We start from the raw sequence: 19,337 nt of genomic DNA, 5'->3' as shown, positions 1-19,337 counted from the left end.
CGCATTCGCCGCCTGGGCAATTCAGTGAATAAACGGCAGAGATCGACGCTACTCGCAATCTGGGCTGCGCCGTCTGGCTTACGGCGCGAAAATTATGCCTTAAATAAAAAAATCGGCTATCCGAGATATCCGATTTTTCAGACAGCAACTGAGTCAAACTAGCGGGTGCCTAACAGGCGAATCCCTCTTTTACTTCACCGCCACCGGCCACTGGCTGAGGCGAATGCCGCGCTTATCTGCGTTGTCGCCGAAATCCTTCAGCACCGCCTTCACGTCGGGATCCAGATACTCGGCGTTATCGTGATCCACGATCACTACGCTGTTCTCCGGGATCTCCGCCAGCAGCCCCTGCAGCTTCGGGTTGTGCAGAAAGGTCAGATTCTGCTGAAAGCGCAGCACATAGTGATCGTCATAGCGCGTCAGCTGCAGCGCGTTGCGGTGGCTCTTGTAGAGGCTGTAAAGCATTTGCGTCGCCAGACCGATGCCGATACCTGCCAGCATGCCGAACAGGATAATACCGCCGATGGTGGCGAGGAACGGCACGTACTGCTGTGCGCCCATGCGGAACTGCTCCACAAACAGGCGCGGCGTCGCCAGCTTATAGCCGGTATAGAGCAGCACCGCCGCCAGGCTGGCCAGCGGAATGGCGTTCAGCATATCGCTGAACCAGAGCCCGCAGATCAGCAGCAGCACGCCGTGGATCAGAATAGAGAGCTTGGTCTGCGCGCCGGTGCTGACGTTCACTGAACTGCGCACGATCACCGCGGTAATCGGCATGGCGCCCAGCAGGCCGGCGCTGAGATTGCCGATCCCCTGCGCGAACATCTCGCGATTGGGCGACGGCGGCGGATTCTGCGGGCGCAGCTTCTTCAGCGCCTCCTGGCTCAGCAGCGTCTCCAGGCTGGCGACCAGCGCCAGCGTCACCGCCACCACCCAGACCGACGGATTTTGCCACGCGTTCCAGGCCGGACTCTCCAGCTGCGCCGCCAGCGCGGAGAGGCTGTCGAACTGCGGCAGCGCGATGCGCGACAGCTGATCCGCCATCTCCGGCATCAGCCGTCCGCCGAACACCGTGGCGGCGCAGCCGAACAGCACCGCCACCAGCGGACCGGGTATCCAGCCCAGCACGCCCGCCTTTTTCACCAGCGGCGTGGTCCAGAGCCAGAGGATCGCCAGACTGCCGCCGGCGACCAGCATGGCGGGCGCGGAAAAGGTCGCGGCGCCGCTGGCGAATCCGGCCAGACCGGCATCGCCCTCGATACCGAACGCCACCGGAATCTGCTGGATAATCAGCAAAATGCCGATAGCCGCCAGCATGCCTTTAATGACGCTGCCCGGCACCAGCGAGATAAAACGACCGGCGCGCAGCAGGCCGAGGCCGCACTGCATCAGGCCGGCCAGCACCAGCGCGGTAAGAAAAGCGCTGAAGCTGCCGAGCGTCTCGATAGAGGCGACGACGATTGTCACCAGACCCGCCGCCGGGCCGCTAACGGCAAAGCGCGACGGGCTGAGCGCGGTGACCAGCAGCCCGCCGATCACTCCGGTCAGCAGGCCGGCGAACGGCGGCAGTCCGCTCGCCTGCGCGATGCCCAGACAGAGCGGCAGCGCCACCAGAAAAACCACCAGGCCGGCAGGAATATCCTGACGAAGCGTATTCACATTCATGGCGAAGATTCCTCTGCTGATTGCTGGATTAACTCTTTAAGGTGGCCCGACTGCAGATCGTAAACGCAGCCGAACAGATCTAATGTCTGGCCCGCGCGCCACGCGTCGCGCACCGGGGCGGCGGCGGCGAGACGGGCGAACTGCGCCAGCACGTTAACTTCCACCAGCCGGTTCAGCGTCTCCGCTGCTGGCTGCGGCTCATCGGGCAGTTCGTTTCCCAATGCCTGACGCAGCGCGGCGATACGGCGCGCCAGCGCCGAGTCTTCGTGCGCCAGCGGGCTCTGCGGCAGGTCAAGCGCCGCCTGAACGCCGCCGCAGCCGTAGTGGCCGCACAGCACGATGCGTTTTACGCCAAGATAGATGATGGCGTACTGCAGCACGCTCATCAGGTTGTCATCGCCGTCGACCACCATGTTGGCGATATTGCGATGAACGAAGAGTTCGCCGGGATGCGAGCCGGTCAGGACTTCGGCCGGTACGCGGCTGTCTGAACAGCCAATCCAGAGTGAATGCGGTTTTTGTTGATGGAGGTATTTTTCAAAATAGTCAGGATTACGCTCGCGGCGCTGGAGCGCCCAGCTGCGATTTTTCGCTAATAATGGTTTCAGTGTCGTCACAATCGTCTCTCTCAACAACCGGGGATCGAATATTCAGGCGAACAAGGCGGTGAACCGGCTCACAGTTAGCCGGCGTCGGTTTAAGAAATAACGCAGTTGATCACAGAAATTGTTTATAGACGTTTATGATTAATTACGCATCCGTAATTTTTCTCCAGGCCAGGGCTGCCCGCTTTTTGTAAGGAATAATTCAGCAGAGGTAAATTTAAGGTAAAACTATTTAAGTACGCCTGATTTAAGCGATGCGGGGATAACCATTAAAAATTATTATTATCAATGCATTGAAATAACCTTATTATTTAAAAGCTCTTTCTGCTGACAAATAATGACATTCCAGCTGCGCTGGCTTTTACACATGCTCAGTTACCAGCGGTACTTTATTACAGAAAAATCCGAATTAATTTTTTAACCAATAGCGATTAACACTGGCTGCTGGCAAAAAAGGCAGCGTAATAAACTTAATAAAGGTGGTTTTGAAAGTAAGAGATAATTAAATTAGTTTGCAGCAAAATAGTTACCTGTAAACGTAAATATCGGCGGATAAAAAGCAGAGCCTGCTGACGCAGGCTCTTTCGCTTGACGAATTATTTACCGTTCCACGCTTTCAGCTGCGCATCGCGCGTTGAGAGCTGCTGCGGCGGCGTCAGCTTATTGTAGTTTTCCGCCATGCCGCTCTCCCAGTCGCCATAGAGCGGATTAGGCAACACGATGAACTGGGTGCCGAACAGCGCGTGGTTCAGGCTGACAAAGGCGCGACGCTGCGCGTTGCCCTGATGCCAGGTCGACGCGCCGAAATCGTTGAGGTTATCGCCGACGTAGAGCACCACGTTGTAGCCCGCCGCTTTGATGGCGTCGAAACGCGCCTGCTTGTTAGAACTGCCGGTGCTAAGGCGCACGGTCTGCGGCGTGACCTGTGGGAAGCCGAGCTGCGTCAGATTAGCGACGGTGGCGTCGAAATCTTTCTGGTCGCGGTTCGACACGTAGAACAGCGTGCCGCCGTGCGAGGTGACGTAGCGGGCGAAATCGACCGCGCCGGGCACCGCCAGCGCCTGCTTCGCCTGGGTCCACGTCGACCAGCTTTGCGCGCTGAACGGCTGGCCGTTTTTCGCCTGCCAGGCGCTGTAGGCGCTGTTGTCGATCATGGTTTCATCGAGATCGACGATTACCGCCTTGGGCTTGCCGGTCAGCGACGGCGCGGCGTCGAACGCCAGCCGCGCGCCGTTGAAGGCCTGCCACGTCAGCGCCTGATACTCGCCGGACTGCTGGAACCAGTTCAGAGCCAGCACCGACTGCTGGCCGAGCTGTTGCTGCGCATGTTGCGTTGTCTGCGAGGCGCAGCCCGACAGCATCAGCGCCATCAGGCCGCTGGTCAGCAGCGTTGCGGTCATTTTCATCCTGTTATCCTTAAGCCGAAAGTGGGAAGAGGTAACGCTTTAAAAATGTAGCAGTTAACCTAAGCTGAATGCAGCCAAACGCCTCAGAGGAGATTCATATGGGAATCCGCGTACGCTCTACCCTGCTTGATGCGCTGGAGTGGGTTGACTATGCCTTTCAGCCCGCAGGCGAAGCGCCGCCCGACGATGTCGCTTACGGCCGTCAGCGCCACAGCGCCACGGTGGTGGATGACGAAGCCAACGTGCCGCCGAAAAGCTGCGAGTCCGACGGGATTATCGGCCTGGGCGCCCGGCCGGTCGCGGTCTATACCGCCGACTGCCTGCCGGTGCTGATTGCCGATACGCAGCAGCGGCGCGTGGCGGCGGTGCATGCCGGGCTAAAAGGCACGCTGGCGGGCGTGCTGGAGCGCGCCGTCGACAGGCTGTGCGAAACGGGCAGCTCGCCGGACGGTCTTTATGTCGCCATTGGGCCAGCCATCGCGCCCTGCTGCTATGAGCTGGGCGAGGAGATGCTGAGCGCCGTCGCGCCCACGCTCTCCGGATCGCAGCAGCCCTGCTGGCACCGCGAGCAGCCGCACAATCCGCTTGCCGTCAGGCCGCAGGCGAAGGCGACCCGCAACGGCGTCTGGTTCGATCTGCCGCAGCTGGCGACGCTAAGACTGACAGAGGCGGGCGTGCCGGCGGCGAACATCGAAAACGTCAGCTTTTGCACCTACTGCATGGCGGAAACCGGCTCCAGCTATCGCCGCAACACCCACTTCAACAGCGGCTATCAGTCGCGCTTCTCATGGATACGCCGTCGGGGCGGCTAAGGCTCGCTTTTATGATGCGCCTCACAGCGCGGCAAACTTTCACTTTTTTTTAACATCACGGCAGCTACATTACACTCATCCGACCACTTACCAGAGTGATGCCGCCGTGAAGAGTCACGCCTACCCTGCCCTGTTCGCCCCGCTCGACCTGGGGTTTACGCAGCTGCGCAACCGCTTCCTGATGGGCTCGATGCATACCGGACTGGAAGAGCATGCCGACGGCGCCCAGCGCCTTGCCGCATTTTATGGCGAACGCGCGCGCGAAGGCGTCGCGCTGATCGTCACCGGCGGCGTCGCGCCCAATGCCCAGGGCGTGGCGATGAAGCATGGCGCGACGCTGGTCTCGCCGGAGCAGTGCGGCTGGCACCGCCAGATTACCGACGCGGTACATGCGGAAGGCGGCAAAATCGCTCTGCAGATCCTGCATACCGGCCGCTACAGCTACCAGCAGGATCTGGTGGCGCCCTCGGCGATTCAGGCGCCGATTAATCCTTATCTGCCGCAGGAGATGAGTGAGCAGGCGATCCTGCAAACCATCGACGATTTCGCACGCTGCGCGCGGCTGGCGCAGCGCGCGGGCTATGACGGCGTAGAGATCATGGGCTCGGAAGGCTACCTGATTAATCAATTTTTAGCGCCGCGCACCAATCAGCGCAGCGACCGCTGGGGCGGCGACGCGCCGCGCCGCCAGGCGTTCGCGCTGGCCGTCACCCGCGCGGTGCGCGACGCCGTAGGCCGCGACTTTATTGTGATTTTCCGCCTGTCGATGCTGGATCTGGTGGAAGACGGCAGCTCGCTGGAAGAGACGCTGACGCTGGCGACCGCGCTAGAGAAAAGCGGCGTCACCCTGTTCAATACCGGCATCGGCTGGCACGAAGCGCGCGTTCCCACCATCGCCACTTCGGTGCCGCGCGCGGCCTTCGCTTCAGCGGCGCGGCGGCTGCGTCAGCATGTTTCGGTGCCGGTGATCGCCACCAACCGCATCAACCATCCGCAGGTGGCCGAGCAGCTATTGCAGAGCGGCTGCGCCGATATGGTATCGCTGGCGCGTCCGTTTCTCGCCGACGCCGCCTTCGTCAGCAAATCGGCGCGCGGCGCGGCGGAAAGCATCAATACCTGCATCGCCTGCAACCAGGCCTGCCTCGACCAGATCTTTGTCGGCAAGATCACCTCCTGTCTGGTGAACCCGCGCGCCTGCCACGAAACCCTGATGCCGGTAACGCCCTGCGCCGCGCCGAAGGTTATCGCGGTGGTGGGCGCCGGTCCGGCAGGCATGGCCTTCGCGCTGCAGGCGGCGCAGCGCGGCCATCGGGTGCAACTCTATGAAGCTGCTGACGCTATCGGCGGCCAGTTCAACATCGCGCGCCAGATCCCGGGCAAAGCGGAGTTTAGCGAAACCCTGCGCTACTTCGCTCACCAGCTTGCCGCGGCCGGCGTCGAGCTGCAAACCGGTTGTCGGGTGACGGCGGCGGATCTGGTCGAGGCGGACGAGGTGGTGCTGGCAACCGGCATTCAGCCGCGCACGCCGGCGATTCCCGGCATCGATCATCCGAGCGTGCTCAGCTATCTTGAGGTCCTGCGCGACAAAAAGCCGGTGGGCAGCCGCGTCGCCATTATCGGCGCGGGCGGCATCGGCTTCGATACCGCCATGTACCTCTCTCAGCCGGCGGAAGCGCAGACCAGCGAAAGCTTCTGCCGCGAATGGGGCATCGACCTGACGCTGGCGCAGCGCGGCGGCCTGACGCACGCCGAGCCGCAGCCTGCTACGCGCGCCATCTGGCTGCTACAGCGTAAACCGGGCAAACCGGGCGCGGGTCTGGGCAAAACCACCGGCTGGATCCATCGCGCCACGCTGCAGGCGCGCGGCGTGCGCATGTGGGGCGGCGTCGAGTATCTGGCGATCGACGATGAGGGGCTGCTGCTGCGCCGCGACGGCGCAGTAGAGAGAGTCGTAGTGGATAACGTCATTATCTGCGCCGGTCAGGAGCCGCAGTGCGAGCTGGAGGCGGCGCTGCGTGCCCATGGCAAGTCCGTTCACCTTATCGGCGGCGCCGACGTGGCGCTGGAGCTGGATGCCCGCCGGGCAATCGCCCAGGCGGTGCAGCTCGCGCTGACTATCTGATCAGCGCATCTTCACCGCGCGCAGCACCACGAACTTCTGGTTCGAGGCCACCAGCGTGCAGTTGCCGAACAGTTTTTTCAGCTTGTGGTGATAGTCGAGGTGGCGGTTGCCGACGATGCGCAGCTCGCCGCCGTACTGCAGGCAGCGTTTGGCGTCGCGGAACATCTGCCACGCCAGGTGATCGGTGACGGCGTGCTGCTGATGGAACGGCGGGTTGCAGAGCACCGCGTGCAGACGGTCTGACGGATAGCCGCTCAGCACGTTGTTGACGCGAAAGACGCAGCGCGTCACATCCTGCGGGCGGTTCACCTCGACGTTGAGCTGGCTCGACGCCACCGCCATGTAAGACTCGTCAAGAAAATGCACTTCCGCCTGCGGATTGCTCTCCAGCGCCATCAGGCCGATCACCCCGTTGCCGCAGCCGAGATCGACGATCTCGCCTTCGATATTTTCCGGCAGGTGATGCATAAAGAGGCGCGCGCCGATATCCAGCGAGGTGCGCGAGAAGACGTTGGCGTGGTTGTGGATCTGCCAGGGCGTCTCGTCCAGCGGCCAGACGGTGGTCGCCGCCTGCGGCGCCAGCGTCGGCGCGCTGAACTGGGTGTAGATCAGACGCGCTTTTTTCCACGCCAGCGAGGTGCGGGTGTCGCCGAGGATCTTCTCGAACAGCTGCAGCGTGGAGTTATGGATCTCTTTAGCGCGCGCCGCCGCCAGGATCACCGTATCGGCGGTCACCACCTCGCGCAGGGCGCGCAGCTGCTGCTCCAGCAGCGCCAGGGTTTTCGGCACCTTGATCAGCACCGCGGCCGGCGCGGCAGGCAGCGGGTCGAGGCTGCTGAGAAAGCGCACTTCGCCGTCGTCAAGTTCATTGAGGCGCAGGTTTTGCCGCGTCGCCTGCTGGCTGAGCCAGGAGTCGCTGACGTGCCAGACCGGACGCGGATTGAGCGCGCAGGTGAGCGCGCCGAAGCTGTCGTTGAACACCAGGATCGGCCCTTCCGGCAGCGTCTGCTGCAGCAAATATTCATCTGCCGCATCCCACGCCTGAAGCGGACTCTCTTCACGCATTTGCGGAAAACGATGCAGGATCAGGGTGCGATCCGCTAGTTCAAGTTGGCTCATGAATTCTCCGGCTGGTACAATCTGGCTGTTTTACGCCCTAAAAAGGGGGCGCAGTATACTGTCTTTCGCCGGGAATCCCTAATGTCCTCACTCATCTATCTGCAGGGTTATCCTGAGAACATCCTTCAGCAGGTTCAGACGCTGATCAAACATGAAAAGCTTGGCGCTTTTTTGCAGCAGCGCTATCCCGACACCCACAATATCGTTAGCGATAAAGCGTTATATGACTATACCCAGGCGCTGAAAAATCGCTTTATGCGCAACGCGCCGCCGATCAGCAAAGTCATCTGGGACAATAAAATCAAGGTGATGAAACACGCGCTGGGCCTGCATACGGCCGTTTCACGCGTTCAGGGCGGCAACCTCAAGGCCAAAGCGGAGATCCGCGTCTCGACTTTTTTCCGCCTCGCGCCCGAGCCTTTCCTGCGCATGATCGTGGTGCACGAGCTGGCGCACCTGAAAGAGAAAGATCACGACAAGGCGTTCTATCAGCTCTGCTGCCATATGGAGCCGGACTACCATCAGCTGGAGTTCGACGCCCGGCTCTGGATGACGGATCAGGCGATGCGCGGCAACGCGGCCTAAAGGAACTCCTGCGCTTTCTGGATCAGGCTGGTTTTGGTCAGCGCGCCGAGAAAGCGCTTCTCCTGCGGATTATTCAGCACCGGCAGGCGCTCCAGCGTCACGCGCGCGAACGCCTCCCAGCCTTCGCGCATGCTCTGATTCTGGTAGACGAAGGGAAAGTTGTCGTCCATGACCGTAGAGACCGGCGAATCCAGCGTGATCTCCTGCGCCAGCACCTTACGCGCGATATCGTGGATCGAGACCACGCCGAGAAAAGCGCCCGCCGCGTTAATCACGTAGACGTAGCGCTCGCGCTTCAGCGAGCTGACCGCCAGCGCCTGCCCGACTGACTCCTGCGGCTGCAGCGCCGCCCCCGGAATAATCAGCTCCGCCACGCGCATATTGTCGAAGTCATATTTCGCCTCCGAGCGGTTAAAGTGGTTGCCGACCACCGGATAGGTGCTGGCGGATTGCAGGCGATAGACCACCATCGACGCCAGCACGGCGGCGATCATCACCGGAAAAAGCAGCGAGCTGTTGAGGGTCATCTCCAGCACCATCAGGATCGCCATCAGCGGCGCCTGACTGACGGCAGCCAGCACAGCCGCCATGCCGATGGCCGCGTAGAGCAGCAGGTTGCCGAGCGGCAGATGCAGCGCTGCGCCCAGCGTCGCCAGCGCCACGCCGAGCAGCGCGCCGATCAGCAGCGACGGCGTAAAAAGACCGCCCACCGCGTTGGAGCCGACCGACAGCGTGGTCGCCAGCGTCTTCAGCAGCAAGAGCAGCAGCAGGCCCGGCAGCAGATAGTCGCCCGCCATGATTTTGACGATCACTTCGTAGCCGTTGCCCAGGATATCGGTGGAGATCAGCGCCAGCAGCCCTACCGCCAGCCCACCGGCGCCCAGCCGCAGCGGCAGCGAACGGATATGGCCGAACAGCGCTTTGCTGCGCGCGATAAGCTTAATCAGCAGCCAGCCCGCCAGCCCGGCGGCCAGGCCAATGACAACCGTCAGCAGCAGGCTGCTTACGTCCATCTGAAAGCTAGCGTCCGCCAGCGGATAGAGCGCGTTGCGGAAGCCCAGCGACCACATGGTCATCACGGCGACCGACGAGGCGATCACCAGCGGGATCAGGCGCTGCAGCGCCGAAATGCCGAAGGCGATTTCAGCCACGAAAATAGCCGACGCCAGCGGCGCGTGGTAGACCGATGAAAGTCCGGCGGCGGCGGCCATCGCCACCACGTCGCTGTTTTTCAGGTTGAGCGAGGCGGGGATCCAGCGGCCCAGCACGCTGCCGCACAGCGCGGAGAGCTGCACCATCGGCCCCTCTTTACCGATAGAGGCGCCCGAGCCGATGCTGGCGATAGAGGAGAGCGCGCGAAACAGCGAGGTGCGGGTCGGCACCGCGTCGAGCCGCGCGTTAATCACCTCCAGGTAGTCGGTCTTTACCGTCTGCTGCTGCTGTTCGATACTCACCGCGTAGCGCAGGAAAAAACCCGCCAGCACGCCGCCCGCGCCCACCAGCAGCGGCCAGAAGATCCATGGCCAGACGTGCATCGCCACGGTAATCTCACTGCCGCTGTTGAACAGCAAACGGTTGATCAGCTCGATAACGCCGCGAAACGCCAGCGTCACCAGCGACGCCGCCAGTCCGACCGGGATCGCCACCAGCAGCGTGGTCCAGTTCAGTGCGTGTTTACTTCCTTTCAAGCGCGTTCTCCACCTTTTTCAGCCAGTCGCCGTCACTATCGCGCGGTTCCCTCTTGCGGGATATATATCATAAAACGTAACAAGGAGGCTGGCGTGAAGCGTGAGAGGCGACTCACTTGCAAAGGCTGGATGGACTGGCAATGAACCATCATGTCGTGCCTCTTGCTTTTATAAGCTGTAGCTTATAGCATTTTTATAAGCTACAGCTTATAAGGATATTCTATGTGGACTGTGCTTTTCGGTAAGGTATTCGATGCGTGGTTCGAAGAACAGGAAGAGGCTTTACAGGAAAAAATCCTTGCCGATCTTATCAACCTCAGGACGTACGGACCTGTGCTGCCTCGGCCTTATGCAGATTCGGTGAATGGATCGCGACACAAGAATATGAAAGAACTTCGTATTTAATACGCTGGAAAGCCGGTACGCGCTTTTTTCGCGTTTGATCCCGTACGCAGAGCGGTCATCCTTTGCGCAGGTGATAAAAGCAATGATAAAAATTTTTACCCGCGCATGATACGTATTGCCGACGATGAATTCACGGCGCACCTGAACAACCTGAAGGGGAAACGATGAGAACGCTTGATGACGCTATTGCCGCACGCTCAGCGGAAAGCCAGCAGCGCATACGCGATATGGCAGACGAGATGGTGCTCGAAACCGGCTTACAGATGATGCGAGAGGAGCTGCAACTGTCGCAAAAAAGCGTTGCGGAAGCGATGGGCATCAGCCAGCCCGCGATTACTCAGCTAGAGCAACGCGGCAACGAGCTTAAGATAGCAACACTTAAGCGCTACATTGAGGCAATGGGGGGCAAGCTCAGCCTGGATGTAGAATTGCCTTCTGGCAAACGCATCGCTTTCCACCTCTAAACAGCATGTGCTCTTTACCTCCCGGAATCTGTCGCTTGTACCTGACTGGAAGGCGGATCGCATAATTAAATTGCCTTTACTATCAGCGCTTGCGCCCGGTGCCGGCCGTGTTACTCTGCCGCTATTTGCCGCAGGAGAGCCGACGTGATCCGTTTTGCTATTGTGGGAACCAACTGGATAACGCGCCAGTTTATCGATGCCGCGCATGAAACCGGCCATCTGCGCCTGAACGCCATCTATTCGCGTTCGCAGCAGCAGGCGGAAACCTTTGCCGCAGACTATCCCTGTTCACATCTCTTTACCTCGCTGGAGGCGCTGGCCGCCAGCGATCTTATCGATGCGGTTTATCTGGCGAGCCCGAATGCACTCCACTGCGAGCAGGCGCTGCTGTTTATGTCGCACGGCAAGCACGTTATCTGCGAAAAGCCGCTCGCCTCCAACCTGCACGAGGCGGAGCGGATGATCGCCTGCGCCCGTCAGCATCAAGTGGTGCTGTTCGAGGCGTTTAAAACCGCCAGCCTGCCCAACTTCGCACAGCTGCAGCAGGCGCTGCCCGCCATCGGCCCGCTGCGCAAGGCGCTGTTCAGCTACTGCCAGTATTCATCGCGCTATCAGCGCTATCTCGACGGCGAGAATCCCAATACCTTTGATCCGCGCTGGTCCAACGGCTCGATCATGGATATCGGCTACTACTGTCTGGCGACGGCGGTGGCGCTGTGGGGCGCGCCGCAGGCGGTAAGCGCACGCGCTACGCTGCTGGCGAGCGGGGTCGACGGCCACGGCAGCGTGCTGCTCGACTACGGCGACTTCGACGTCACGCTGCTGCACTCCAAGGTCAGCGATTCGCGCATTGCCAGCGAAATTCAGGGCGAAGCGGGCTCGCTGCTGATCGAAAAGCTGTCGGAGATGCAGTCGGTCAGCCTGGTGCCGCGCCAGAGCGCCGCTCAGGTGCAGGATCTCAGCCAGCCGCAGCATATCAATACCATGCTTTATGAGGCCCAGAGTTTTGTGCAGCTGGTGCGCCAGCGCCATGTCGATCATCCTGGACTGGAAACCGCGCGCATCACCGCCGCGCTGCTGACCGAAATCCGCCGTCAGACCGGCGTGGTTTTCCCGGCCGACGAGCCGGCTGTGTAAATATGTCTAAATATGAATGGCTGTGCTTGCCTCTTTCATGGCCAGCGCCTATCTTAACGGACAGCAAAGGGGAGTAACTTGTAAGCTGCACGATCGTCATTACGGTGCGTAAGCATCCGGTCGTCAGGCAACCCGGAATCTGATTCTGCGTTGTAAGTGAGACCTTGCCGGAAGGCGAGGTTTGCTTACATCCCTGTAAAGCGGCTGACGTCTTCTGACTTCAGCCGTTTTTTATTTCAGGGCAGGAAACGCTATGCAGACAGTAGGAACGCCTCTTCTCTGGGGCAGCTTTGCAGTGGTGGTGCTGATTATGCTGGCGATCGATCTCTTTTTGCAGGGACGACGCGGCGCGCAGACCATGAGTTTTAAACAGGCGGCCGTCTGGTCACTGATTTGGGTGTCGGTGTCGCTGCTGTTCAGCGCCGCCTTTTGGTGGTATCTCGAGGGAAGCGCCGGGCGCGAAGTCGCCACCACGCAAACCCTGGCATTTTTGACCGGTTATGTACTGGAAAAAGCGCTGGCGGTCGATAACGTCTTCGTCTGGCTGATGCTCTTCAGCTACTTCTCTATTCCCGCCGCGCTGCAGCGCCGCGTGCTGATTTACGGCGTGCTGGGCGCCATCGTGCTGCGCACCATTATGATCTTCGCGGGCAGCTGGCTGGTGACGCAGTTTAGCTGGATCCTCTATCTGTTCGGCGCTTTCCTGCTGCTGACCGGCCTGAAGATGGCCTTTTCCAAAGAAGATGATGAGAATGCGGTGGGCGATAAGCCGGTGGTACGCTGGCTGCGCAAGCATCTGCGCATGACTGACGAGCTGGAGGGCGAGAAGTTTTTCACCCGCAGGAACGGCGTGCTGTTTGCGACGCCGCTGCTGCTGGTGCTGATTATGGTAGAGCTGAGCGACGTGATTTTCGCGGTCGACAGCATCCCGGCGATCTTCGCCGTGACCACCGATCCCTTTATCGTACTGACCTCTAACCTGTTCGCTATCCTCGGCCTGCGCGCGATGTATTTTCTGCTGGCCAACGTCGCCGAGCGTTTCTCGATGCTCAAATATGGCCTGGCGATCGTGCTGGTGTTTATCGGCATTAAAATGTTGATCGTCGAGTTCTACCATATTCCGGTGGCGATCTCGCTGGGCGTTGTCGGCGTGATCCTCGGTTCAACCCTGTTGATCAACGCCTGGGTGAATCGCAAAAACGACCAGAAAAAACTCTCGCAATAATCCGCTACAGGGGCAGGTAATGCCCCTGTTTTATTTTGCCAGCCCCGGATGCGACATTTCATCGCTCTGTCACACTCTCTTCATACAGCATAATAGAAATCCGATCGCCCTCGCACCGACAGAATTATCTCTTTCCTCGTCCGCTCTTTTCCTTATACTCCGCCGGGCAAACCGCTTCAGGCGCGTTAATCGACGTCCTCTGAAGCCACATCTCGCTACAACGTAAAGAACAATTATGCAGAACTCATTTTCCGGTCGTCTGGGCGCGCTACTCGCAGGAAGCCTGGTGAAACAAATTATGGTAGGGCTGGTGGCTGGCGTGGCACTGGCCTGGGTCTCGAAAGATGCGGCGCTGGCCGTCGGCCTGCTGGGCGAGCTGTTCGTTAGCGCGCTGAAGGCTGTCGCCCCGCTGCTGGTCCTGGTGCTGGTAATCGCCTCGATTGCGAATCACCAGCAGGGCCAGAAAACCAATATCAAACCCATTATCGCGCTCTATCTGCTGAGCACCTTTTTCGCGGCAGTGGTCGCGGTAGTGTTTAGCCATCTGGTGCCGCAGACGCTGACGCTGGCGGTCGGTAAAACCGAGATTACGCCGCCGTCGGGCATTACCGAAGTCTTGCGCGGCCTGCTCATGAGCATGGTCGCTAACCCGATCACCGCGCTGATGGAGGCCAACTATATCGGCATTCTGGTGTGGGCGATCGGCCTCGGCCTGGCGTTTCGCCACAGCGCACAGAGCACGCGCGACCTGCTTAATGACGCCTCAAACGCCGTAACCTGGCTGGTGCGCTGCGTGATCCGCTGCGCGCCGATCGGCATTTTCGGCCTGGTAGCGTCGATTTTGGCCTCTACCGGCTTCGGCGCGCTGTGGCAATATGCGCATCTGCTGGCGCTGCTGCTGGGCTGTATGCTACTGATGGCGCTGGTGGTGAATCCGCTGCTGGTCTACAGCAAGATTCGCCGCAACCCTTATCCGCTGGTCTTTACCTGCCTGCGCGAGAGCGGCGTGACCGCCTTCTTTACCCGCAGCTCGGCGGCCAATATTCCGGTGAATATGGCGCTGGCGAAACGCCTGAATCTGGATGAGGATACTTATTCGGTGTCGATTCCACTGGGCGCCACCATTAGCATGGCGGGCGCGTCCATCACTATTACCGTGCTGACGCTGGCGGCGGTGCATACCCTGGGGATCAGTGTCGACGTGCCGACGGCGATTCTGCTGAGCCTGGTGGCCTCGCTGTGCGCCTGCGGCGCATCCGGCGTGGCGGGCGGTTCGCTGCTGCTGATCCCGGTCGCCTGCAATATGTTCGGCATTCCCAACGATCTGGCAATGCAGGTGGTCGCGGTCGGTTTCATTATCGGCGTGCTGCAGGATTCCGCCGAAACGGCGCTGAACTCTTCGACTGATATTCTGTTTACCGCGGCGGTGTGTCAGGCGGAAGCCGAGCGCGAAACCAGCCGGGCTTGATCGTTCAGATAGCTTAATAGCCTAAAGAGCGGGTGGCAGGGTCCGAAGAGCAAAGCGTCCCGCGCCAGGGAAGGCGCGGGCCGAGCGAGCAGGGATGCGTTTAGCGACTTTGCGATCGGACCCTGCCACCCGCGAAGGGCTCGAGACTGACAGACAGCAATGGCGGCCTTCAGGCCGCCATTTTTTTGCCCGACAAACTATAACGTCACGCCGCTTTTAAAAATCGCCAGCTCACGGAAATCGTTCTTCTCGTTGTTGGTCAGCTCGCCGCTGGCAATCGCCACGATGGTGTCGACGAAATCCTCCAGCAGCGCATCCATGCTCATTCCTTCCAGCAGACGACCGGCGTTAAAGTCGATCCAGTGCGGCTTCTTCTCCGCCAGCGGCGAGTTGGTCGCCAGCTTCACCGTCGGCACAAAGCCGCCGTAGGGGGTGCCGCGTCCGGTGCTAAACAGCACCATATGGCAGCCCGCGCCCGCCAGCGCGCTGGTGGCGACCGCGTCGTTGCCCGGCGCGCTCAGCAGATTCAGTCCCGGCGTCTTCAGCCGCTCGCCATACTTCAGCACGTCCACCACCTGGCTGGAGCCCGCCTTCTGGGTGCAGCCCAGCGACTTCTCTTCCAGCGTGGTAATGCCGCCCGCTTTATTGCCCGGCGACGGGTTCTCATAAATAGGCTGCTGATGGTCGATAAAATAGCGCTTGAAGTCGTTAATCATCGCCACCGTCTTCTCAAAGGTCGACTCATCGCGACAGCGGCTCATCAGGATACGTTCCGCGCCGAACATCTCCGGTACCTCGGTCAGCACCGTGGTGCCGCCGTTAGCGATCATCTGATCGGAGAAACGCCCCAGCAGCGGGTTGGCGGTAATGCCGGAGAAACCGTCCGATCCGCCGCACTCCAGGCCGAACTTCAGCTCGCTCAGCTTGCCCGGCTGGCGCTTGTCATGGCGCATCGCCTCATACAGGGCGCGCAGATGCTCCAGCCCTGCTTCCACTTCGTCGTCGTGCTGCTGGCACACCATATACTGGATACGGTCGCTCTCCGGCAGGCCTAGCGTCTCGCGGAAGGCGTCGACCTGATTGTTTTCGCAGCCGAGCCCGATCACCAGCACTGCGCCGGCGTTAGGATGGCGCACCATATTTTGCAGCATGGTGCGGGTATTCTCATGATCCTGACCCAGCTGCGAACAGCCAAAGGTATGGCTAAACAGAAACGCGCCGTCGGTGCCCGCCGCGTTGTCGGTCTCTTTGAGAAAGCGCTGCAGGATCTGACGCGCAATGCCGTTGACGCAGCCCACGGTCGGCAAGATCCACAGCTCGTTGCGGATCCCAACGTCGCCATTGGCGCGGCGATAGATCTGCACCTCGCGATCGCCCGGCTGCGGCGGCACCTCGACAAACTCCGGCCGGTAGTCGTACTCGTCCAGATCGCTCAGGTTGGTGCGCGCGTTGCTGGAGTGGATCACCTCGCCTGCGGCGATCGGCTGCGTGGCGTGGGCGATCGGCAGCCCATACTTGATCACCAGCTCGCCCTCGGCGATGGGCCGCAGCGCGAACTTATGGCCGCGCGTCACCGCCTGCTGCAGCTGCACCGCCGTCTGCTGCAGATCGATGGTCTGCCCTGCTTCTAAGTCGCGCAGCGCCACGGCGACGTTGTCCTGAGAGTGAATCTTAATCGCGTCTTGCATAGCTTTATCCCAGTGTGCTCAACGCCTCACGCATGCCGTGGGCGATGATATTTTGCAGGTGTCGGCTGACCTCGGCCACCAGCTGCGGCTGCCGGGTCAAATCTTCGCCCCAGTGCTGCGCGTCGCTTAACACCTCGCGCACCAGCTGTTCCGGGGAGATCTGGTCGTTATTAAGGGCCTGCCAGTTTTTTTCAAAGCGCGCCAGCCAGTGCGCGTCATCCTGCAGCGGCCAGCTTTTTTCCGCCGATGCGCCGCGATAGAAGGCGATCAGCGCCGCCAGCGCAAAGGTCAGACGCGGCGGCCAGATGCCGCTCTGCGCGTGCGATGCCAGCAGCGGCGTCAGCAGGCGAGTGCGGAACTTGGTCATGCCGTTGAGCGCGATCGAGAGCAGAGCATGGCGGATAAAAGGGTTACGGAAACGTCGCTCGACCGCGTCGGCGAAAGCGTGCAGCTCGCTGCGCGGCAGATCGAGCGTGGGAATGATCTCCTCGCGCAGCAGGCGATCGACGAAGCCTGCAATGGCCGGATCCGCCATCGCCTCGCCGACGCTCTCCAGACCGGCCTGAAACGCCACCGGCACCATCGCGGTGTGGGCACCGTTGAGGATCGCCACTTTCTGCGCCTTCCACGGCGCGATGTCATCCACCCGCCGCACCTGCGGCGCCAGCGCGTCGAGCTTCAGCTCGTCGAACAGCGCGCGCGGCCCCTGCAGAATGAACTGGTAGTAGACCTCGCCCGCCACCAGAAAACGATCTTCATAGCCGAGCTGAGCGGTGAGCGCCTCGCTCTCCTGCGGGAAGCCGGTCACGATGCGATCCACCAGCGTGTTGTAGAACACGCAGTGCTGCGACACCCAGGCGGCGAAGCTTTCCGGCAGCTGCCAGTGGCGCGCATAGCGCAGCACCAGCTCGCGCAGCGCGTCGCCGTTATGGTCGATCAGCTCGCAGGGCACAATCAGCCAGCCTTTGTCTTCAGCGCCGTTAAAGTGCTCAAAGCGCGTCCACAGCAGCTGCGTCAGCTTGCCGGGAAAGCTGGATGCGGGCGCATCCGTCAGGCGATCGCCCTCGACAAAAGCGATGCCCGCTTCGGTGGTGTTGGAGAAGACGAAGCGCATCTGCGGCGCGCGCGCCAGCGCCAGAAAATCCTCGTGCTGGACGTAAGGCTGGATCTCGCGATTCAGGCTGCGGATCAGGCGCGTTTCGCTGACGCGCTCGCCCTGCTCGTTAAGCCCGCGGATCAGCGTGGTATAGAGCCCGTCCTGCTGATTCAGGCTGTCGCTGACGGTCCGGTTGCGCGGCCGCACCACCACCACGCCCGCGTCGGTGCCCTGGTGCTGGTTCAGCCAGTCGAGCTGCCAGTCGATAAAGGCGCGCAGAAAGTTGCCTTCGCCGAACTGGATGACGCGCTCGCTGTAGGTCGCGCCGGGAAAGTCGTGACGGTTTAGCCGCTGCATGATCAGGCTCCCAGCTCGATGCCAAAGTAGTCGCGCGCGTTATTGAAGCAGATGTTTTGCACCATCTGGCCCAGCAGCGCCTCGTCGCCCGGCGCTTCGCCGTTCTCGACCCAGCGGCCGATCATCTGGCACAGCAGACGGCGGAAATATTCGTGGCGCGTATAGGAGAGGAAGCTGCGGCTGTCGGTCAGCATGCCGACAAAGCGGCTGAGCAGGCCGATCTGCGCCAGCTGCGTCATCTGGCGCTGCATGCCGTCGAGCTGATCGTTGAACCACCAGGCGGAGCCGAACTGCATTTTGCCCGCCTCGCCTTCGCCCTGGAAGTTGCCCGCCATGGTCGCCAGCACTTCGTTGTCGCGCGGGTTCAGGCAGTAGAGGATGGTTTTCGGCAGCGCGTTATGCAGATTTTGCGCGCCCAGCAGCTTCGCCAGCGGTTCCGCCAGCGGCTGATCGTTAATCGAGTCGAAGCCGACGTCCGGCCCCAGCAGTTCGAACTGGCGGCGGTTGGTGTTGCGCAGCGCGCCGATATGGTACTGCTGCACCCAGCCGCGACGCGCATATTCGCCGCCCAGCCACACCAGCACGGCGGTTTTGAACTGCGCGATCGCCTGCCCGTCCGACGCCTTGCCGGCGCGGCGGCCAGCCAGGATGGCGTCCAGCGTCGCATCGTCCGCTTCGGCGTAGAGCACCACGTCGAGCGCGTGGTCCGACACTTTGCAGCCGTGCTCGGCGAAGTAGTCGAGACGCTTGCTGAGCGCGCGGCGCAGATCGTCGAAGCGACGCACGCTGACGTCGGTCAGCGACTCCAGTTTCTCAATCCACGGCAGGAAACTTTCCGCTTCGATATTAAAAGCTTTATCCGGACGCCAGCTCGGCAGCACCTTGACGCCGAAGCTGCCGTCCTGCGCCAGCGCGCGGTGGTGCTGCAGATCATCCAGCGGATCGTCGGTGGTGCCGACCATTTTCACTTTCATCTGCTGCATGATGCCGCGCGCGGTAAAATCATCCTGCGCCAGCAGCGCGTTGCAGCGCTCCCAGATGCTGTCGGCGGTTTTTTCAGAGAGCAAGGTGTCGGTAATGCCGAAAGGACGACGCAGCTCAAGGTGCGTCCAGTGGTAGAGCGGATTGCCGATGGTGTGCGGCACGGTGCGCGCCCAGGCGTCGAATTTTTCGCGATCGCTGGCGTCGCCGGTGCAGAAGGCCTCCGGCACGCCGTTAGCGCGCATGGCGCGCCACTTGTAGTGATCGCCTTTCAGCCAGATGTCATAGAGGTTGGCAAAGCGGTAATTTTCGGCAATCTGCTGCGGGGGAAGATGGCAGTGATAGTCGAAAATCGGCTGATCCTTTGCGTAGTCATGATAAAGACGACGGGCAAATTCGGTATCCAGCAAAAAATCCTCGGTCATAAAACGCGACATACTTGCTTCCTCTTGGATAGAGCCTTAATGCGCTCAAAGTTATCATACCAATTTTCACCAGCCACAGAATTCTTTGA

General features: G+C 60.8%; 15 protein-coding genes and 1 pseudogene. 8 read left to right on the top strand and 8 right to left on the bottom strand.

Features of this window, described 5'->3' with window-relative positions:
- Positions 1–189: 189 nt before the first annotated feature.
- From JS46_RS20100 to JS46_RS20090, 3 genes are all read right to left on the bottom strand, one after another.
- Positions 190–1,659, bottom strand: a complete 1,470-nt coding sequence (locus JS46_RS20100) for a SulP family inorganic anion transporter (RefSeq protein WP_152560724.1) — start codon at positions 1,657–1,659, stop codon at positions 190–192.
- Between the two features lie 2 nt (positions 1,660–1,661).
- The gene (locus JS46_RS20095; RefSeq protein WP_033755038.1) at positions 1,662–2,282 is read right to left on the bottom strand and encodes a carbonic anhydrase; all 621 of its coding nucleotides are present in this window, start codon (positions 2,280–2,282) and stop codon (positions 1,662–1,664) included.
- 584 nt (positions 2,283–2,866) lie between these two features.
- On the bottom strand, positions 2,867–3,676 hold the full coding sequence (locus JS46_RS20090; protein WP_033755035.1) for a 5'-nucleotidase, lipoprotein e(P4) family: 810 nt from the start codon (positions 3,674–3,676) through the stop codon (positions 2,867–2,869).
- A 98-nt stretch (positions 3,677–3,774) separates the two neighbouring features.
- Between JS46_RS20090 and JS46_RS20085 the strand changes: the two genes are divergently transcribed.
- On the top strand, positions 3,775–4,488 hold the full coding sequence (locus JS46_RS20085) for a polyphenol oxidase family protein (RefSeq protein WP_033755032.1): 714 nt from the start codon (positions 3,775–3,777) through the stop codon (positions 4,486–4,488).
- A 106-nt stretch (positions 4,489–4,594) separates the two neighbouring features.
- Positions 4,595–6,610, top strand: coding sequence for an NADPH-dependent 2,4-dienoyl-CoA reductase (locus tag JS46_RS20080; RefSeq protein WP_033755029.1), 2,016 nt, complete (start codon positions 4,595–4,597; stop codon positions 6,608–6,610).
- Here JS46_RS20080 and rlmG read toward each other — a convergent pair whose 3' ends face one another.
- Positions 6,611–7,729: a 23S rRNA (guanine(1835)-N(2))-methyltransferase RlmG gene (gene rlmG, locus JS46_RS20075; RefSeq protein WP_033755027.1), complete on the bottom strand. Its 1,119-nt coding sequence runs from the start codon at positions 7,727–7,729 to the stop codon at positions 6,611–6,613. It abuts the gene before it with no gap.
- Positions 7,730–7,810: 81 nt separating this feature from the next.
- On the opposite strand from rlmG, the gene JS46_RS20070 reads away from it, so the two are divergent.
- Positions 7,811–8,314 carry a M48 family metallopeptidase gene (locus JS46_RS20070; protein WP_033755025.1) on the top strand — a complete coding sequence of 168 codons (504 nt, stop codon included), beginning with the start codon at positions 7,811–7,813 and terminating at the stop codon, positions 8,312–8,314.
- Here the strand turns inward: JS46_RS20070 and JS46_RS20065 are convergent.
- Complete coding sequence (locus JS46_RS20065; protein ID WP_033755022.1) at positions 8,311–10,002, bottom strand: chloride channel protein; 1,692 nt, start codon at positions 10,000–10,002, stop codon at positions 8,311–8,313. The genes JS46_RS20070 and JS46_RS20065 overlap by 4 nt on opposite strands.
- A 222-nt stretch (positions 10,003–10,224) precedes the next feature.
- Between JS46_RS20065 and JS46_RS22975 the strand changes: the two are divergent.
- The 5 genes and pseudogenes from JS46_RS22975 to sstT all read left to right on the top strand — a co-directional run bounded on the left by JS46_RS22975 (position 10,225) and on the right by sstT (position 14,701).
- Positions 10,225–10,575, top strand: a pseudogene (locus JS46_RS22975) (type II toxin-antitoxin system RelE/ParE family toxin).
- Complete coding sequence (locus JS46_RS20055) at positions 10,572–10,871, top strand: helix-turn-helix domain-containing protein (protein WP_033755019.1); 300 nt, start codon at positions 10,572–10,574, stop codon at positions 10,869–10,871. Before JS46_RS22975 ends, JS46_RS20055 begins: the two are co-directional and overlap by 4 nt.
- A 144-nt stretch (positions 10,872–11,015) precedes the next feature.
- Positions 11,016–12,008 carry a Gfo/Idh/MocA family protein gene (locus tag JS46_RS20050; RefSeq protein ID WP_033755017.1) on the top strand — a complete coding sequence of 331 codons (993 nt, stop codon included), beginning with the start codon at positions 11,016–11,018 and terminating at the stop codon, positions 12,006–12,008.
- A gap of 253 nt (positions 12,009–12,261) precedes the next feature.
- Positions 12,262–13,233: a TerC family protein gene (locus tag JS46_RS20045; protein ID WP_033755015.1), complete on the top strand. Its 972-nt coding sequence runs from the start codon at positions 12,262–12,264 to the stop codon at positions 13,231–13,233.
- Positions 13,234–13,468: 235 nt separating this feature from the next.
- Positions 13,469–14,701 (top strand): serine/threonine transporter SstT, encoded by a 1,233-nt coding sequence (gene sstT / locus JS46_RS20040; protein ID WP_033755012.1) that lies wholly within the window; start codon positions 13,469–13,471, stop codon positions 14,699–14,701.
- Positions 14,702–14,898: 197 nt separating this feature from the next.
- Here the strand turns inward: sstT and JS46_RS20035 are convergent, their stop codons facing one another.
- From JS46_RS20035 to uxaC, 3 genes are read right to left on the bottom strand one after another with little or no spacing between them, the layout of a single operon-like run.
- Positions 14,899–16,389 (bottom strand): UxaA family hydrolase, encoded by a 1,491-nt coding sequence (locus tag JS46_RS20035; protein ID WP_033755011.1) that lies wholly within the window; start codon positions 16,387–16,389, stop codon positions 14,899–14,901.
- 4 nt (positions 16,390–16,393) lie between these two features.
- Entirely contained in the window at positions 16,394–17,842 is a 1,449-nt protein-coding gene (locus tag JS46_RS20030) for a tagaturonate reductase (RefSeq protein ID WP_033755008.1), read from the bottom strand.
- A 2-nt stretch (positions 17,843–17,844) separates the two neighbouring features.
- Positions 17,845–19,260 (bottom strand): glucuronate isomerase, encoded by a 1,416-nt coding sequence (uxaC, locus tag JS46_RS20025; RefSeq protein ID WP_033755006.1) that lies wholly within the window; start codon positions 19,258–19,260, stop codon positions 17,845–17,847.
- Positions 19,261–19,337: the final 77 nt, after the last annotated feature.

This window comes from Pantoea sp. NGS-ED-1003, assembly GCF_000738765.1.
Lineage (GTDB): Bacteria > Pseudomonadota > Gammaproteobacteria > Enterobacterales > Enterobacteriaceae > Pantoea > Pantoea septica.
The sequence above is the reverse complement of the archived record's forward strand: the minus strand, read 5'-3'. Positions and strand labels throughout refer to the sequence as shown.

Excerpts from the sequence above, each read along its gene's own strand:
- JS46_RS20030 (WP_033755008.1), bottom strand. The coding sequence starts at position 17,842 with ATGCAGCGGCTAAACCGTCACGACTTTCCCGGCGCGACCTACAGCGAG.
- JS46_RS20045 (WP_033755015.1), top strand. The coding sequence starts at position 12,262 with ATGCAGACAGTAGGAACGCCTCTTCTCTGGGGCAGCTTTGCAGTGGTG.
- JS46_RS20090 (WP_033755035.1), bottom strand. The coding sequence starts at position 3,676 with ATGAAAATGACCGCAACGCTGCTGACCAGCGGCCTGATGGCGCTGATG.
- uxaC (WP_033755006.1), bottom strand. The coding sequence starts at position 19,260 with ATGTCGCGTTTTATGACCGAGGATTTTTTGCTGGATACCGAATTTGCC.
- JS46_RS20055 (WP_033755019.1), top strand. The coding sequence starts at position 10,572 with ATGAGAACGCTTGATGACGCTATTGCCGCACGCTCAGCGGAAAGCCAG.
- JS46_RS20070 (WP_033755025.1), top strand. The coding sequence starts at position 7,811 with ATGTCCTCACTCATCTATCTGCAGGGTTATCCTGAGAACATCCTTCAG.
- rlmG (WP_033755027.1), bottom strand. The coding sequence starts at position 7,729 with ATGAGCCAACTTGAACTAGCGGATCGCACCCTGATCCTGCATCGTTTT.
- JS46_RS20085 (WP_033755032.1), top strand. The coding sequence starts at position 3,775 with ATGGGAATCCGCGTACGCTCTACCCTGCTTGATGCGCTGGAGTGGGTT.
- sstT (WP_033755012.1), top strand. The coding sequence starts at position 13,469 with ATGCAGAACTCATTTTCCGGTCGTCTGGGCGCGCTACTCGCAGGAAGC.
- JS46_RS20035 (WP_033755011.1), bottom strand. The coding sequence starts at position 16,389 with ATGCAAGACGCGATTAAGATTCACTCTCAGGACAACGTCGCCGTGGCG.